Genomic DNA, 15,478 nt, shown 5'->3' with positions numbered 1-15,478 from the left:
AGCAACGAAGCTGCAAAATGAGAATATTGGTAGCGGGTGCAAATGGCGCCACAGGAAAACAGCTGGTGAAGCAGCTGCTAAGCACCGGACAGGAAGTAATTGTGATCGTGCGTTCGGCTGACGGCTTAACGGGATTATGGGAGAGCGATCGCAATCTTACGGTTGTACAGGCTAGTCTACTTCACATGGATCAGGAGCGTTTGGCAGAATATGTACGAGGGTGCCAGGGTATTGTTTCGTGTCTAGGGCATCATCCGACCTTGAAGGGCATTTTTGGCGAACCCCGCAAACTTGTGACCGACGCCGTTACCATCCTCTGTTGTGCCATCAGGGCGAATGCACCTGACAGGCCCGTCAGATTTGTGTTGATGAATACAAGTGGCAACCGAAACAGAGACCTTAATGAGCCTGCATCATTTGGCCAAAGATTGGTCGTAGGGGCATTGAGGCTGCTGCTGCCCCCGCATTTGGATAACGAGGAAGCAGCAGACTACCTGCGGACACACGTTGGGCAGCACGACCAGTATATTGAATGGGTGGCTGTTCGCCCCGACAGTTTAATTGACCTTGACGAGGTTACCGAGTACGAAGTGTTTCCGTCACCCATAAGAAGCCCTGTTTTTGATGCAGGATCAACCAGTCGAGTGAATGTCGGGCATTTCATGGCCAGCCTTTTGACAGAAGATGAAGCCTGGCAAAGATGGAAGGGAAAGATGCCTGTTATATACAATAAGGAGCCCGCACGAAGAGAAAAATAATGGATTGGCAGACTAGTTACGGCAACTAAGCGGATAGATCGTCTTTGCTGCCTGGGTACACCTCCTGCATTGGTGGAGCGGTGGGGCAGTATTACCACTGCTCAATTAAATTTTTAGCCGCCGATGGTGGAAACTTTGAACTGCTTCCGTTGCACGCTTTAGCCTTTTTTCACATTGCATCATTTAGGTTTACTTACGTTGTAATTCGCCTGATAGTTGGCGTTGAACATTACTTTTGGTATATAGGTAATACTAAGTGACTGCGAGCCATTTTAGAGCATCTGGTAGAGAAAGTGCCACCGGCATGGGATTCCCATTTACTGTTCTCCTGAAAATGCTATATTAATATCAACCAATTAGTATTATGTCAATACCAAAAGAGTTTGAGAAATATGAGCAAATGGAAGTAGAGCAGCTGCCTGTTCCAAAACATAAGCTTCACACATGGACGCATTTTGCCGGTTTATATGCTGCTGAACACGTAGCCGCCACCGAATTTGTCATAGGTGCCACGTTCGTGGCCTTAGGAGCCAAAACCACCGATATTTTGTTAGGGCTACTCATTGGCAATGTGCTGGCGGTGTTAAGCTGGACCTTCATTACCTCTCCAATTGCTGTTGAAACCAGGCTCAGCTTGTATACCTATTTGAATAAAGTTGCGGGCGACTCGATGAGCAAGCTCTACAACTGGGCAAACGTTTTCATTTTTACGGTCATCTCGGCGGCAATGATTACAGTCTCCGCAACAGCAGTGAGGTTTGCATTTAACATTCCGGCGCAGCTCAACTGGTATCCGTCGAATTTTTGGTTTGTACTGATCGTTGTGCTGGTTGGAGCATTCGTTGTTTTCATCACTATTTATGGGTTCAATGCCGTGTCCGATTTCTCCGGAATTTGTGCCCCGTGGTTGTTCGTGATGTTCACATGCGGCGCAATGGTGTTATTGCCGGCCTTGTCGCTCTCCGTGCTTGGCACCACACTTCCGGCCAGTTGGCAGGAGTTTATCGACATAGGCGACCAATCCATCTGGACAGGCGTAAACAGCAACGGTGAACCTGGTATTGGTCTTTTGGAGGTCATTGGGTTTGCCTGGGCAGCCAATACGATCACCCATTTTGGTCTGATCGATATGGCACTCTTGCGATTTGCCAAAAAGAAAATTTATGGCCTGGCCACCAGCACAGGAATGATGTTTGGTCACTATGTGGCGTGGATAGCCGCTGGCATCATGGGTGCCGGAGCAGCCGTGATATTGGGGAAGTCACTTGTGGAGCTCGATCCGGGTGACGTTGCCTACTATGCACTGGGCTGGTCGGGGTTTGTCATTGTGATTGTGGCCGGCTGGACCACCGCCATTACCAACCTCTACAGAGCCGGGCTGGCAGCTCAGGCAATTTTTACAAAAATTTCGAGAAGAAGAACAACGCTGATCGTGGGAATGGTGACGGTGGCTGTTGCGTGTTTTCCATTTGTCTTTTCTCAAATTTTACCATTGCTGACTTACGCCGGACTGCTGGTGGTGCCTGTAGGCGCTATTGTATTTGCTGAGCACCAGATCTTTCCCCGTATCGGTTATACCCGTTACTGGTTGTCGTACCGCCAACTGGTTTTCAGCAAGCCTGCCGTTGCCTCGTGGCTCCTTGGTTTGATACTTGGCTTTGGCCTGAATATCGTGGATGTGATGCCATTTTATTACTTGTTTATACCAACCTGGATTTTCACCATTCTGTTATACACCTTGCTGGCGGGGCGTTCCGGAGCCAGGGAGCAGTATCCTGCAGAGGAGAAAAAAGAGTCCGAAGAGAATGACCAGATTGAACGGTATCAGGAGTGGAAGAAAAATCAGGAAGCAGTGCTCAATCCTGATCAGTCCTTTTTTACCAGGGTGTTAGACGGCGTGTCGATCTTCGCACTGGTTGTCACCATGGTTTTAGGGCTCACTGTATTGCTGGCCAGCCCGGATGAAAGCAGGTATATTGCCAACAGAGAAACGTTTTACAGTTTCGGATTCATTTGTACCATCATTTATTTTGTAATGGCCTACTGGGCCATGCAACGGAGAAAGAATATTGCTCAGATCGTTTAGTATGCAACTCAATCAAAAGAATTTACCAGCAGTAGGCAGATCCATTAAAGTACCCGCTTACGACCGGAATGAAATAAAGGCAGGCATCGTTCATGTGGGTGTAGGCGGATTTCACAGGGCCCATCAGGCGGTTGTCGTTCAGCAACTATTGGCAGCAGGCGGGCATAAGGAATGGGGGATATGTGGCATTGGTTTGCGGGAGGGAGACCGCAGAATCGCTGACATATTTGCCAGACAAGATTGCTTGTATACCCTGATCACCCGTTACCCAACGGGCGAAGTGGATAGTGAAGTGATGCAGCAGATGACAGACTTCCTGCTGGCACCTGATGATAAACAAGCTGTTGTAGATCGTATGGCCAACCCTGAAACAAAGATCGTTTCTCTTACCATCACCGAGGGGGGGTATAACCTGACAGCAGACGGTGAATTTGATTTGGGGCACCCCGATATTCAGCATGAGCTAAAGCATCCCAACGACCCCAAAACGATCTACGGGTACCTATCGGCTGCTCTCAGGAAACGAAAAGACAAACAGCAGACACCGTTTACTGTGATGAGTTGCGATAACATACAGCACAATGGGGATGTGACCAGAAAAATGCTGTTATCATTTCTGTCGGCGCAGGATGAGGGGTTGGCAGCCTGGGTAGGCGAAGAGGTGGCCTTTCCCAATAGCATGGTGGACAGGATTACGCCTGTGACTACAGGCGCCGAAATGGAATACCTGAAAGACCAGTTTGATCTGGAAGATGAATGGCCGGTGACTTGCGAGCCGTTCCTTCAGTGGATCATCGAAGACAATTTTTCTAATGGCCGACCTGATTTTGATAAAGTAGATGGTGTGCAATTTGTGCAAGATGTGACTCCCTACGAAAAAATGAAAATCCGTTTGCTGAATGCGGGACACTCAGTCCTTGGCATATGCGGTGCTTTGATGGGCATTCAAACTATCAATGCCTGCATGGAAAATGAGCAGCTGAGAACGGTGCTGAGAAAGTTCTGGGACGAGGAAGCTACGCCCATTCTAGATAAGGTGGAAGGCATTGATCTCGAGGCATACAAGGACAGTCTGCAGGTGAGATTTTCCAACCCCAATATCAGGGACAAGGTCAGTCGGATTTGCTCTGCGAGCTCTGCCAAGCTTCCTAAATTTCTCCTGCCCACTATTGAAGAAAACCTCAGCAAAGGTGGGTCTATTGATATGGCCACATGGCTGATAGCTGCGTGGTGTTACTACTCCGACAAACAAATTGACCAAAACGGACAATCACTGGAAATCATAGATGCCATGCAGGATCAGCTCAATCGGGCAGCCCAAAATACAACCGCCGATGCATTGAGCTTCTTAAGAGTCAGGGAAGTGTTTGGCAGCCTGATCGACAATGAAAACTTCACCAGTTTATATGCTACGACCGTTCGTCGTTTTTATGAGGAACCGGTGATATCTGTTCAACTGCAAAGATGGTGAGTGGAATTAACTGATGAACTATGCCGTTACAACTGCAGGAGAACGCATTTTTCTGGCTGGCCGTGGTGGGTCGTACGAAAAAGGCTTCGGCCTTGTTTGCAGATGTTATTGGAAATAAATAGTTGTTGAATTCGCTCCGATTGTACACAGCCTGTGTGCCTTTGTTTTCGTATTATTAGGTATGTCAGCCTATTCGGCAACTAAATTTATCCATTTTTCAACAACGCAGTCCCTGGCCCATTTACTACCTGGCAAACGACTGAAACGTAGCTATCTTTCAAGTCAAACATGGCCATTTAAATGTAGCTATGTTGAGCAGCAACTGTAAGCACGTTTTTGAATTGACCTTTTTATTGCGTCCAAGAAGCGGTTATGAACTACCCATAAAGGGCATGGTAACCAGGGAATTTCTATCTTTTCAGTAGGTGTATCGTTTGTGAATTGTGTTTTAAAAAATGGATAATTATGTATTGATAGTTTTATTTATCTATTTTAATAGATGGGTAAAATAAATGTTATAGTATATAACATTAGTAAATTCTTGCTTATATTCGGTCGTTGATGTTAAACTACTGAAGCAAGAAATAGGCTAGTTATTCATTTGGATCGACTCTTACGAAAAAGAAAATATCAATGATGCTTCTCGCAAACCATCCAACCATGAAACACACTGTAACAAAACTTCTGAGCTTAGTTATCTTTTTATGGATGATGGCCGGGTGCGGAGGCGACGATTCTGGTCGGCCGAACGGTTCGGGGGAAATTAGTTTTAGGCCTCAGTTTGCCAACGAGATGGGGAACGGAAGGACGTTAGATTTGAGTGATGCAGTCTCAATTTTGATCACCGTTAATCATAATGATGGCTCGCCAACTGAATATTCGACATCTGAAATAGCGCTGTATCAACTTAATGGAGAGTTTATAAGTCAAAAAATTTCACTTCCAGTTGGTGCGTACAGATTGACGGAGTTTTTGGTGCTTGATGAAGATAATAATATAATATATGTTGCGCCTGAGGAAGGCTCTCTTCAAGCGCAGAATGTAAGCGATCCGCTGCCGATTGAGTTTGTTATAAGTGTTGATGATATTTTGGATTTAGAAGTTGAGGTGTTGTCAACTGACAATTTAGGACTTGAAGACTTTGGGCTGGTTGGGTTTGACCTGTCAAAGGTGGATTTGTTCAGGTTCTACGTAAATGTTTCAGAAAAGGGTAAACTTGAGGAGCTTTTAAGCGCCGAACTAGTTGTAAATGCCGAATCTTACTCATTTCACCAAAACCTAGCGCCCATCGCAAATAATTCCGTGGTCATTAAGGAGGGGTTCTTGTCCTATACTATTTTAGTTACCAAGGATGGGTACCATGATTATTCCATCACCCTATCGAGAGAGGAGTTGAATCACTATGAATCAACTCCATTGACGGTTGAGTTGGAATTAGATTTGTGGCTACCCGGTGAGGATTATGTGGATCCACGTGATGGCGAAGTTTATAAAACAGTTCAAATTGGTGACCAGGTTTGGATGGCGGAAAACCTTAGGGCAATTACCTTCAATGATGGTGTAGCAATTAACAATGTAACAGATGATACTAGCTGGGAAAGCCTCACAACTGCCGCATATTCATGGTATGACAACTATGAGGAGTCAAATAAAACTCCTCATGGAGCATTGTACAACTGGTATACTGTCGAATCAGGCAAATTATGCCCGGTAGGGTGGCGTGTTCCAGCAGACGATGATTGGTTGGCCTTACGATCATATGTGGGTAGTGAGCTTGCGGGTAGAAAATTGAAGGATGATGGGACGGACTATTGGGGTGCCGATAATAATGGGACCAATGAAACCGGATTCGCAGCGGTTCCATCAGGGTCAAGAGAAAATGGAGTCTTTGGGGATTTCGGGCAATATGCCTATTTCTGGAGCACCTGGAGTGATCATCCAACGACAAGACATAGATGGGAGCTCAGAAAATCACAATCTATTTTCCCAGGCCCATTCAATATTAGCAGAGATGATGGTTACAGTGTAAGATGTATGCTTGATTAGTTGCAGGGTTTGTCGCAACTAACGGGATCATGACAAACCCCGTACTCCATATGTGAGCTTTTGTGAAAAAAGGCTTCAATCAGCAAATTTCGTGTTTTCGCCAAGTTGTTTGTGTACGACCCTGCCGTTCCTCTTATTTTATTGCAATAGGCAAATCATACACCCTTTTCCCACTTGCCTGATACACCGCATTGGCAATGGCTGCACCTGATGGAGGCATCGATACCTCACCGCCGCCTTCGGCCGGTTCGTCGGGTCTGTCGATGATGGCGACTTCTACTTCCGGAATGTCGGGAAACTTAAAAATAGGGTAGGTGTTCCAGTCGGTGCTGGTAATCTCTTTGTCGCTGAAGATCACTTCTTCCATGATCGTCCAGCTGGCGGCCTGGATCATGCCGCCTTCTATCTGGTTGGTGATGCCATCCAGGTTGATGACTTCACCCACATCTACAGCTGCCCACATTTTCTTTACCTGCACTTTTCCTGTGGTTGTATCCACTTTAACTTTTGCGGCCACAGCAGCATAGGCTGCGGTGTTTTTGTAGCGGCTAAAGGCATAGCCAATTCCTTGTCTATCCTCCACTGTTACCTGAGCGGTCATTTCCTTTAGTTTTTGAATCACTGCTATGGCTCGTTCGTCTTCCAAATGCGCTGTCCGAAAATCGAGGGGATCTTTGCCGACTTTTTCAGCCAGCTCGTCCATCAGGCACTCAATGGCAAAAATGTTGGTATAAGCCCCCAAGCTCCTCAGGGAAGATACCCGCAACGGCCCATCAAAGAAGTGCGCATTCACCTGCATATTGGGAATGGCGTAGTACGGATCGGCGTTGCGGTGGCCTCCACCCAGATATCCCCTTGACTTCATTTGAACGGGGTTGGTGATGTACCTGGCATCCAGCAAAGTGCCGGCATCACCATTCGGACGGCAACTATGGCTGTCTGTCCACACATCCGACTTCCAGCCGGTGATTTTGCCTTCCGCATTCAGGCTGGCTTCCACTTCCATGATCATGGCCGAGCCAAAGGGATCCCAGGAGTGCTCATCCGTTCTCGACCACTGCACCCTCACATGCTTTCCCGGTAGCTCCATGGCCAGCAGGGCTGCATCGGCAGCTGCATCATCGGCGGTGCTGTGTCCATAACATCCTGCGCCCGGTATGGCCACGATATGGATTTTATCTACTTCCAGGCCTAACATGGCTGCTATACCATTTCGCATGGGGTAAATGCCCTGGCTGTGCGACCAAATATGAAGTATCTGCCCGTCATACATAGCCACCCCACAGGCAGGGCCCATAGAGCCATGTTTGATATAGGGCTTGCGGTAGGTGGCTTTGATTGTTTGGGCGCTTTTGAGTGCTGAATCAATGTCCCCATCGTTCCGGATGTTTTTGGGCGCCTCCGCAATGGATCGGATATAGTTGTACAAGTCTTTTTGTGCTGGAAAGGAGGTAGTGTTGTTCCATTCCGTATGCTCCCTCAGGTATCGTTCCGCTTTTACGGCCTGATATTCCCGTTCGGTGATCACGCCAACAAAGCTGCCATTCACTACGGTCTTTATCACTCCCGGTACTGCTGCGGCAAGTCCTCTATCGTCTACTTTGACTAGTGCAGATTTATAGCCCGCCGGACGCAACACCCGGGCGTGCACCATGCCCGGAAAGCGCAAGTCTTGCACATAGACCTCTTCGCCCCGCACCATTTTTTCAATATCGGTGCGGGGGATGGCCTTGCCCACATACCGATGGTCAGTTTTGTTTTTGATTTTTACCGGGGTGGTGACCTCCATATCGATCTGAGCACCGTCCAATACTTCGGCAAAAGTCAGTGAGTCACCACTTTTTTTGGCTTTGATGGATCCGTTGAAAAGGATCAGGTCGTCAAATGAGGTCTTTAGTTTTTCTCCTGCCAGCTCCAGTAGTCTCTGTCTGGCTGTGGCTGCAGCGTAGCGCACCGACATGGCGCTGTTGGGCACCGAGCCGCTGCCGGCGGTATATCCTTCGTCGGGTGTCAGTCCTGTTTCTGCCAGGTGTACCTCTACCATGTCCAGTTCCATGTCCAGCTCCTCGGCGGCTACCTGCCGGATGGCGGTGCGGATGCCCTGGCCCAATTCCACTTTCCCCGATAGCACCCTGATGCGCCCATCTTCCAGCACTTGCAACCAGGCGTTCACGGTTTTTGCTCCCCGCATACTTCCCGGCAGGCCACCTTCGTAGTCCACCCGGGCAGCAATCACGGGGTCTGGCTCACCGATGCACGATGTGAGCAGGGGAAACCCCACGCTGATGTAGCCGATTTGCTGGAGGAATTTTCGTCTGGAGGCGCTGGTGGTTTCGATCATGGTCGCTGTGTTATAAAGTGTTTGCGGCACGTTTTACGGCTTTGATGATACGGGTATGTGTGCCGCAGCGACACAGGTTAAACTGCAATGCCTTTCTGATGACAGTATCATCGGGCTGAGGGTTTTTGTTCAGTAAATCCACCGCCGACATCACCATCCCATTCAGACAGTAGCCACACTGTGCGGCTTGTTCTTTCACAAAAGCCTCCTGCACCACGTGAAGCTTTCCATTATTATCTGCCAGTCCCTCCAATGTGGTGATTTCAGCATTGCCAATGGAGGAGACAGGCATCAGGCAGCTGGTGGTTGCTTTGCCATCCAGCAGCACCATACAGGCGCCACATTGCGAGAGACCACAGCCAAATTTAGGCCCGTTCAGCCCGAGGTCATCCCGAAGTACGTAGAGTAGGGGAGTGTCTGGTTCGGTATCGATGGTTTTCTGGGAACCATTAATATGGAGGGTGAATTGCGGCATTCTACATCTGGTTTGGATTCTAAGATAGGGAAATGAGGCCTTAATCCTGAAGGTGGCCGGAAAACATTCTGATTATCCATGTTAGCGCTACATTTGTCCCCGACAGAAATGCTCTAAAAGAGATTGTCAGAATGGGATACCCGGTAGGTAAAACCTACTGCGCTCATTTATCACTTGATGACTTGGAATCTATGGCACAAAGTATACTTTTATTCATCGACCTGCCTTCGCTTAGGCTACTTTAGCCGGGGGCTGGTAGCGAGGGACTGCATTAAACGGCCAAAAGCTAGCACAAACAATAATTGAACACCATTCCCAACATAGCATTTCAAAGCACAAAGGATGCAACGGATATAGAGTTTCTCAATTTATCCGAATTGTTTTCAAGAATTGATGATGCTCCAAATCACAACCCAAGGTTGCCGCACCGGCTCAATTTTTTTGCTTTGCTCATAGTAACCGGGGGAACAGGAAGTCATCAAGTCGATTTGAAGAAGTACCCATTGATGCAGGGGTCGGTCATCAAAATTGCCAAAGGCCAGGTACATGCTTTTCTGGAGGAATTGACCTATGATGGTGTTCTTGTGGCCTTTACCGAAGAGTTTGTGCTTAAGTATTTCTCAAGGTCTTCTGTCGATTTTATTACGCATTTGTACAACTACCACATTTCTGAGCCGCTGGTAGACAATTGCACATTTAATGATAGTTTCCTCAAGCAAATTCATCAGGAAACTACAAGCAACAACACCTACGCCCAAAAGGAAATCATTGCTAAAATAGTGGAGTTGTATCTGTTAAGATTGGAACGGTTGTCTCACGGCAGCCAGCCCCCAAGGCATAGCAAGAGCCATTATGCACTGTTTATCCAGTTCAAAAACTTGGTGGAAAGCAGAGAACTCAACTCCCGCAATGTTAAAGACTATGCGGAAAGCATGTCCATGTCAGCCAAGCATCTTAATAGTATCGTTCGTCAATTCACCTTAAACACAGCCAAGTCCTTTATTGACCAATATGTGATTTTGGAAATCAAGCGAACAATTATGAGCCGCCGGATTAGCCTAAAAGAGGTTGCTTATCAAATGGGCTTTGACGAAGTGACCAATTTCACCAAGTTCTTTAAGAAGCACACAGGTGTTTCACCTCGACAGTACAAGGCTTCACTTTAGTCAATAGGTTTCATATTTACCATTTTTAGTGATGGATATACCTTTTATCTAAGTAGAGGCAGGCTGACCTTTGCGTAAAAATGAACGATGAGTCAAATAGCCCATTGCCCCACCTGCGGCAGCCAGTCAAAAATCAAAGAAATAGATGGAGCCTTTTCCTATCAGGCAGTGCAGGATGCGCAAGCCTTCAAAAAAATAAGTCAGCTAAAACGGGCTATGGAGAAATTTAAAACAAAAGCAGAAAGACTGGAAAAGGAACTGGAAACATTAAAAATACAATGATGAAGATAGCAGTAACATCGGCCAGTGGCCAATTGGGGTCAGCCATCGTAAAGCAGCTGATAAAAGAAATTGGGAAAGAAAACGTAGTAGGTATTGCACGAACACCTGATAAGGCCAAGCACCTTGGCGTTGAAGTCCGAAAAGGAGATTACAACAATCGTCAGCAATTTGATGAGGCTTTGAAAGGCATCGATGTGGTTCTTCTGCTTTCTGGCATGGACGATCCTAAAAAAAGAATTCAACAGCATCAGAATGTCATTGAAGCAGCGAAAGTTAATGGTGTGAAAAAGATTGTTTATACCAGCATTGTGGGAGATGAGGCTAAAACGGCTTTTAGCCCGGTTGTTCAAAGCAATCGCCAAACCGAGGCTGATGTTCGGGAATCCGGGCTTCAATGGGTGATTGGTCGAAACGGTATATACATTGAGCCGGATCTGGAGTATTTAGACCGATACGTCGAAGCAGGAGAGATCAGGAATTGTGCGGGCGATGGAAAATGTGCCTATACGAGCAGAGAAGAGTTGGCTTATGCTTACGCTCAAATGATAATGAGCGATCAGCATAACGGCAAGACGTATAATTTGGTAGGCGAAGCCATTACCCAAACAGAGTTGGCAAATTTGATCAATCAGGTATACGGAACCCACCTCAAATACAATGCTGTATCAGTTGAAGACTATGCCAGGGAAAGAAAAGCAGAGTTGGGAGAATTTATTGGAACAATTATCACCGGGATCTACGAAGGGATTAAAAATGGTGCAAATGAGGTCACTTCTGATTTTGAAAAGGCTGCTGGAAGGCTTCATAAGTCGCCAAAGGAAATGACTGAGTCTTTTAAAAAAGCTAGCGAAGAAAAGAAATAGAGAGGACTGGCTTTTTTACTCAGTGAGACGTGTCAGAGACAGGCGGTGAGAGCCTGTAGCCAACGTGTTTTGTTCGTTACATCTGCTACCCGCCTTAGTTTTTTACGTTTTTATAATGCGTACAAAGCTGTAGTATTTCGGGTTGTAACAGGTATCAAGCGCCCGATGTTGCCGCTAAGCAAGCACAAAGAGAGACATTTTGAAAGGGTAGCTGCGCAGTTGCCTGGCACCATTTTGCTTCATTCTTAGGCCTTAAACTCGTAATTCCCCTGTAAGGCAGAAATGCTTATATTGTGAGTCAGGTAATAGCACTTATTGTTTTTTATTTTCACCTCCGTATTTCAGTCGACCGTTATGCAAAGGAAGTTTTGGACTGGTGACAAGCTACTAAGTGTCGCCGCTGTGTTGGTTAGTTTGCTGACTTTGGGCGTATTCGGCTACCAAACCAACCTCATTCGTCAGCAGCAGTACATGTCGGTGTATCCTCACCTTAGCTTTTCGAACAAGTTCAGCGGCTCGCTTCAGTACCAATATGTGCTTAAAAATGACGGAATCGGCCCTGCGATGATTGACTCTGTTCTAGTTGTCGGGCCTAATGGCAAAGATTATCTGGATCTGGTATACTACGTTGACGACGTTATCCCGCCAGAAGACTCTATTTGGTATCTACATTCAAATATATCTTCTGGAAAGCTAATCCCTCCCAATGTAGAGATTCCATTGATTCAATTGGTGAATCACGAATTGCTGGCAAAGTTAGGCATTAATGATGTTGCTACCTTGCCACAAAACGACGTGCAGGACGCCAAGCAGCTCTTCAGTATCCTCAATCACGATAGCCTCACTATACAAATAACCTACAAGTCGATTTATGGGGAAAAATGGCTAATAAAAAGCGGATCTGGTAGCCCGGTGAAGCTTGACTAACTCAGGTTGCCTGACGTCACCTGAAATTTCCAGTAGTCAACAATTGTTGGTCATTTATTTGAGTTTTTTATAGCTTTTCTCTTCACATTAAAACGATACCTGCTACACCCATGGACAGACGATATTTTATTAAAACAACCACTGCTGGCATCGCTGCCAGCGCCGCATTTTCAGCTATGCCGCTCATGGGCATTGCCAGGCAACAAGCTACTTACAAAGTCGCACTCATCGGCTCTGGCTGGTGGGGTATGAACATCCTGGGGGAGGCCATGGCTTCTGGCAGAAGCAAAGTGGTGGGCATGGCCGATGTAGACAAAAACCAGCTGATGCCTGCTATTGAAAAAGTGGAAAAGCTGACAGGCAATAAGCCGAAGCCTTATACAAACTATCGGGAAATGCTGCAGAAGGAAAAGCCGGAGATTGTGATTGTGGCCACGCCTGATCACTGGCATGCCCTGGCTGCGATTGACGCTTTGAAAAGCGGCGCCCATGTTTACTGCGAAAAACCTATTTGTCACACCATCAATGAAGGAAAAGCCATGGTGAAGGCTGCTGCCGCTTCAGGAAAAGTGGTGCAAATCGGGTTGCATCGCAGAGCATCACCACACAATATCTCAGCCAATGAGTTTTTGCGCTCGGGGAAGCTGGGGAAAATCGGCAGTGTGAAATGCTTTATCAACTATGGCGGCGGTCCGGGCAAGATTACACCCAATTCGGAAGCCCCGGAGGGTATGGACTGGGAGATGTATTGTGGGCCCGCTCAGTTGGTTCCGTTCAATAAGACAATCCACCCCAGAGGATTCCGTCAGCACCTTAACTTTGCCAATGGCACCATCAGCGACTGGGGTGTGCACTGGTTCGACCAGGTGCTGTGGTGGACAGAAGAAAAAGCACCAAAAAGGATTTATTCCAGTACTGCACGCCGCATCAGGGAAGACAGCACCGACGCTGCAGATACGCAGATAGCTGTGTACGACTTTGAGTCATTTACCTTGCACTGGGAAAACCGAAACTACGCCGGCAACCGCCAGGAGGGGCCAGATGTTGGCTGCTACTTCTATGGCACCGAAGGTGTGCTACACCTGGGATGGATTGATGGCTGGACGTTTTACCCTGTCAACAAGAACAAGGAGACGATCCATGTTGATCCGGTGCTGCATGAGCCTGACCAGCAAAACATCAAAGAGCTATGGACTGACTTCCTGAAAGTGATTGAGAGCAAAGGGCAGACGATCAACCCGATGATCAACGGGCAACTGGCGACCAATATCAGCTTGCTGGCAATGGTCTCTGCCAAGGCAGGCCGCAGTATCGAATGGGATGGCGACAAGCAGGAGGTGATCAACGATCCTGAAGCGAATAAGCTGCTGTCAAGGGAGTATCGGAAGGGCTATGAGTATCCTGTTTGAAAGTGAAAAATCAGTCGTTTTGCCCCAACCCTAAGCCGGGCGCCCCAAAAGGGAGCCAACTGATTTCCCGTCTTCGCACCCTTTAGGGCCGGGGTAAATGAAGACGGGAAATCAGGAAAGGCGCTACCTACTTCTTGATCACATCATAAATATCAGTCCTTCTGTCCTTCAGGTTACGTACTGAGCCAAAGTTGTGCAGCTCTTTCAGCAGGTCGAGGTCAACGTCGGCTACCAGAATCATCTCTGTGTTGGGTGTTGCTTCCGCCTTGATACCGTTGGTGGGGAAGGAGAAATCGCTGGGAGTGAACACAGCCGACTGTGCGAATTGGATGTCCATGTTCGACACCTTAGGGAGGTTGCCTACGCTGCCGGCAATAGCCACATAACATTCGTTTTCAATCGCCCTGGCCCGACAACAATAACGCACCCTGCCGTAGCCATTCTGGGTGTCGGTAAGGAAAGGAACGAACAGGATTTTCATCCCCTGAGCGGCCAGTATCCTCGAAAGCTCAGGAAACTCAGAATCGTAACAGATAAGGACACCAATAGGGCCGCAGTCGGTTTCAAAGACTTCTACTTTCTTACCACCGGTGAGGCCCCAGAACTTGGCCTCATCAGGTGTCACGTGTATTTTTTCGTAGCTATCGTATGTGCCATTTCTCCGACAAACAAAACCTTCATTAAAAAGCTTGTCGCCCCGCATGGAGGGCATGCTGCCTGTGATAATATTCACATTGTAGCTTATCGCTAACTGAATAAACCGGTCTCTGATTTCATCGGTATGCTCGGCAAGCTTTCTTATTGCAGCCGCTTCGCTGAGGTTGTTGTGTGCTGCCATCAGCGGGGCATTAAAGAACTCCGGGAAGAGGGCAAAATCACTTTTATACGCTGATGTGGCGTCCACAAAAAACTCTACTTGCTCAAAAAGGTCGTCGATATCTTTATAGAGCCTCATTTGCCACTGCACCAGGCCAAGTCTTACGATTGATTTGTCCAGGAGCTTCCTGGCACCTTTTTCGTAGTAAATATTGTCCCATTGCAGCAGAACTGCATAGTCTTTCGACTCTTTGTCGCCAGGCAAATAGTTGACCAGCACCTTTTTTACGTGGAAGTCGTTTGAGAGCTGGAAGGTCAGCGTCGGGTCGTAGATTTCCTTGAATTTGACCTTTTGGATGTATTCCTTGGGGCTCAAATCCTTTGCATACTCATGGTATTTGGGTATTCTTCCCCCAAAGATGATCGCTTTCAGGTTGAGGTCTTCGCAAAGCGACTTGCGGGCATCATAGAGCCTTCTCCCCAGCCGCAGCCCCCTGTATTCCGGCTTTATAAACAGATCAATACCATAAAGAACGTCACCCTTAGGGGTGTGGGTATTGAAAGTGTAATTGCCCGTTATTTCCTGATAGGTGTGCGAATCGCCGAAATGTTCATATGTCACAATAAGTGACAGTGCACATCCTGCCAGTTCATCATCAACAAAAATAGCGATCTGACCTTTTGGGAATATCCTTAGCAAGGTTTCAATATGCTGTTCACCCCAAAACGCACCCGGCCAGTTTGGGTAGGCGGCAATCATGGAGTCTTTCAGCCCCTGATAGTCAGATGATTTTAAAGCACGAAGTTCTACTTTTCCTATGTCTTCCATAAATAGACG

The 15,478-nt window shown here is 47.2% G+C and carries 12 protein-coding genes; 9 read left to right on the top strand and 3 right to left on the bottom strand.

Going from position 1 to position 15,478, the window contains the following annotated elements; all coding sequences use genetic code 11:
- Positions 1–17: 17 nt before the first annotated feature.
- The 4 genes from ACMVP2_RS01685 (at position 18) to ACMVP2_RS01670 (ending at position 6,361) form a co-directional block, all read left to right on the top strand.
- Complete coding sequence (locus ACMVP2_RS01685) at positions 18–758, top strand: NAD(P)-dependent oxidoreductase (protein WP_416866460.1); 741 nt, start codon at positions 18–20, stop codon at positions 756–758.
- Between the two features lie 364 nt (positions 759–1,122).
- Positions 1,123–2,844, top strand: coding sequence for a purine-cytosine permease family protein (locus ACMVP2_RS01680; RefSeq protein WP_416866459.1), 1,722 nt, complete (start codon positions 1,123–1,125; stop codon positions 2,842–2,844).
- A 1-nt stretch (position 2,845) separates the two neighbouring features.
- Complete coding sequence (locus ACMVP2_RS01675) at positions 2,846–4,315, top strand: mannitol dehydrogenase family protein (RefSeq protein WP_416866458.1); 1,470 nt, start codon at positions 2,846–2,848, stop codon at positions 4,313–4,315.
- A 660-nt stretch (positions 4,316–4,975) separates the two neighbouring features.
- A complete protein-coding gene (locus tag ACMVP2_RS01670) occupies positions 4,976–6,361 on the top strand; it encodes a fibrobacter succinogenes major paralogous domain-containing protein (RefSeq protein WP_416866457.1) in 1,386 nt (461 codons plus the stop codon).
- 133 nt (positions 6,362–6,494) lie between these two features.
- Here the strand turns inward: ACMVP2_RS01670 and ACMVP2_RS01665 are convergent, their stop codons facing one another.
- Both ACMVP2_RS01665 and ACMVP2_RS01660 read right to left on the bottom strand, forming a co-directional pair.
- Complete coding sequence (locus ACMVP2_RS01665; RefSeq protein ID WP_416866456.1) at positions 6,495–8,702, bottom strand: molybdopterin cofactor-binding domain-containing protein; 2,208 nt, start codon at positions 8,700–8,702, stop codon at positions 6,495–6,497.
- Positions 8,703–8,712: 10 nt separating this feature from the next.
- Positions 8,713–9,177 (bottom strand): (2Fe-2S)-binding protein, encoded by a 465-nt coding sequence (locus ACMVP2_RS01660; protein WP_416866455.1) that lies wholly within the window; start codon positions 9,175–9,177, stop codon positions 8,713–8,715.
- 302 nt (positions 9,178–9,479) lie between these two features.
- Between ACMVP2_RS01660 and ACMVP2_RS01655 the strand changes: the two genes are divergently transcribed.
- The 5 genes from ACMVP2_RS01655 (at position 9,480) to ACMVP2_RS01635 (ending at position 13,824) form a co-directional block, all read left to right on the top strand.
- A complete protein-coding gene (locus ACMVP2_RS01655; protein ID WP_416866454.1) occupies positions 9,480–10,343 on the top strand; it encodes a helix-turn-helix domain-containing protein in 864 nt (287 codons plus the stop codon).
- Between the two features lie 87 nt (positions 10,344–10,430).
- A complete protein-coding gene (locus ACMVP2_RS01650; RefSeq protein ID WP_416866453.1) occupies positions 10,431–10,625 on the top strand; it encodes a hypothetical protein in 195 nt (64 codons plus the stop codon).
- Complete coding sequence (locus ACMVP2_RS01645; RefSeq protein WP_416866452.1) at positions 10,622–11,488, top strand: SDR family oxidoreductase; 867 nt, start codon at positions 10,622–10,624, stop codon at positions 11,486–11,488. The genes ACMVP2_RS01650 and ACMVP2_RS01645 overlap by 4 nt, the downstream gene beginning before the upstream one ends.
- 354 nt (positions 11,489–11,842) lie before the next feature.
- A complete protein-coding gene (locus ACMVP2_RS01640) occupies positions 11,843–12,415 on the top strand; it encodes a hypothetical protein (RefSeq protein WP_416866451.1) in 573 nt (190 codons plus the stop codon).
- A 110-nt stretch (positions 12,416–12,525) separates the two neighbouring features.
- Positions 12,526–13,824 carry a Gfo/Idh/MocA family protein gene (locus ACMVP2_RS01635; protein WP_416866450.1) on the top strand — a complete coding sequence of 433 codons (1,299 nt, stop codon included), beginning with the start codon at positions 12,526–12,528 and terminating at the stop codon, positions 13,822–13,824.
- A 127-nt stretch (positions 13,825–13,951) separates the two neighbouring features.
- Here the strand turns inward: ACMVP2_RS01635 and ACMVP2_RS01630 are convergent, their stop codons facing one another.
- Positions 13,952–15,469: a GNAT family N-acetyltransferase gene (locus ACMVP2_RS01630; protein WP_416866449.1), complete on the bottom strand. Its 1,518-nt coding sequence runs from the start codon at positions 15,467–15,469 to the stop codon at positions 13,952–13,954.
- Positions 15,470–15,478 lie beyond the last annotated feature (9 nt).

This window comes from Imperialibacter sp., assembly GCF_048007035.1.
Lineage (GTDB): Bacteria > Bacteroidota > Bacteroidia > Cytophagales > Cyclobacteriaceae > Imperialibacter.
Note: the sequence above shows the minus strand (reverse complement) of the source record. Positions and strands in the feature narration are given on the sequence as shown.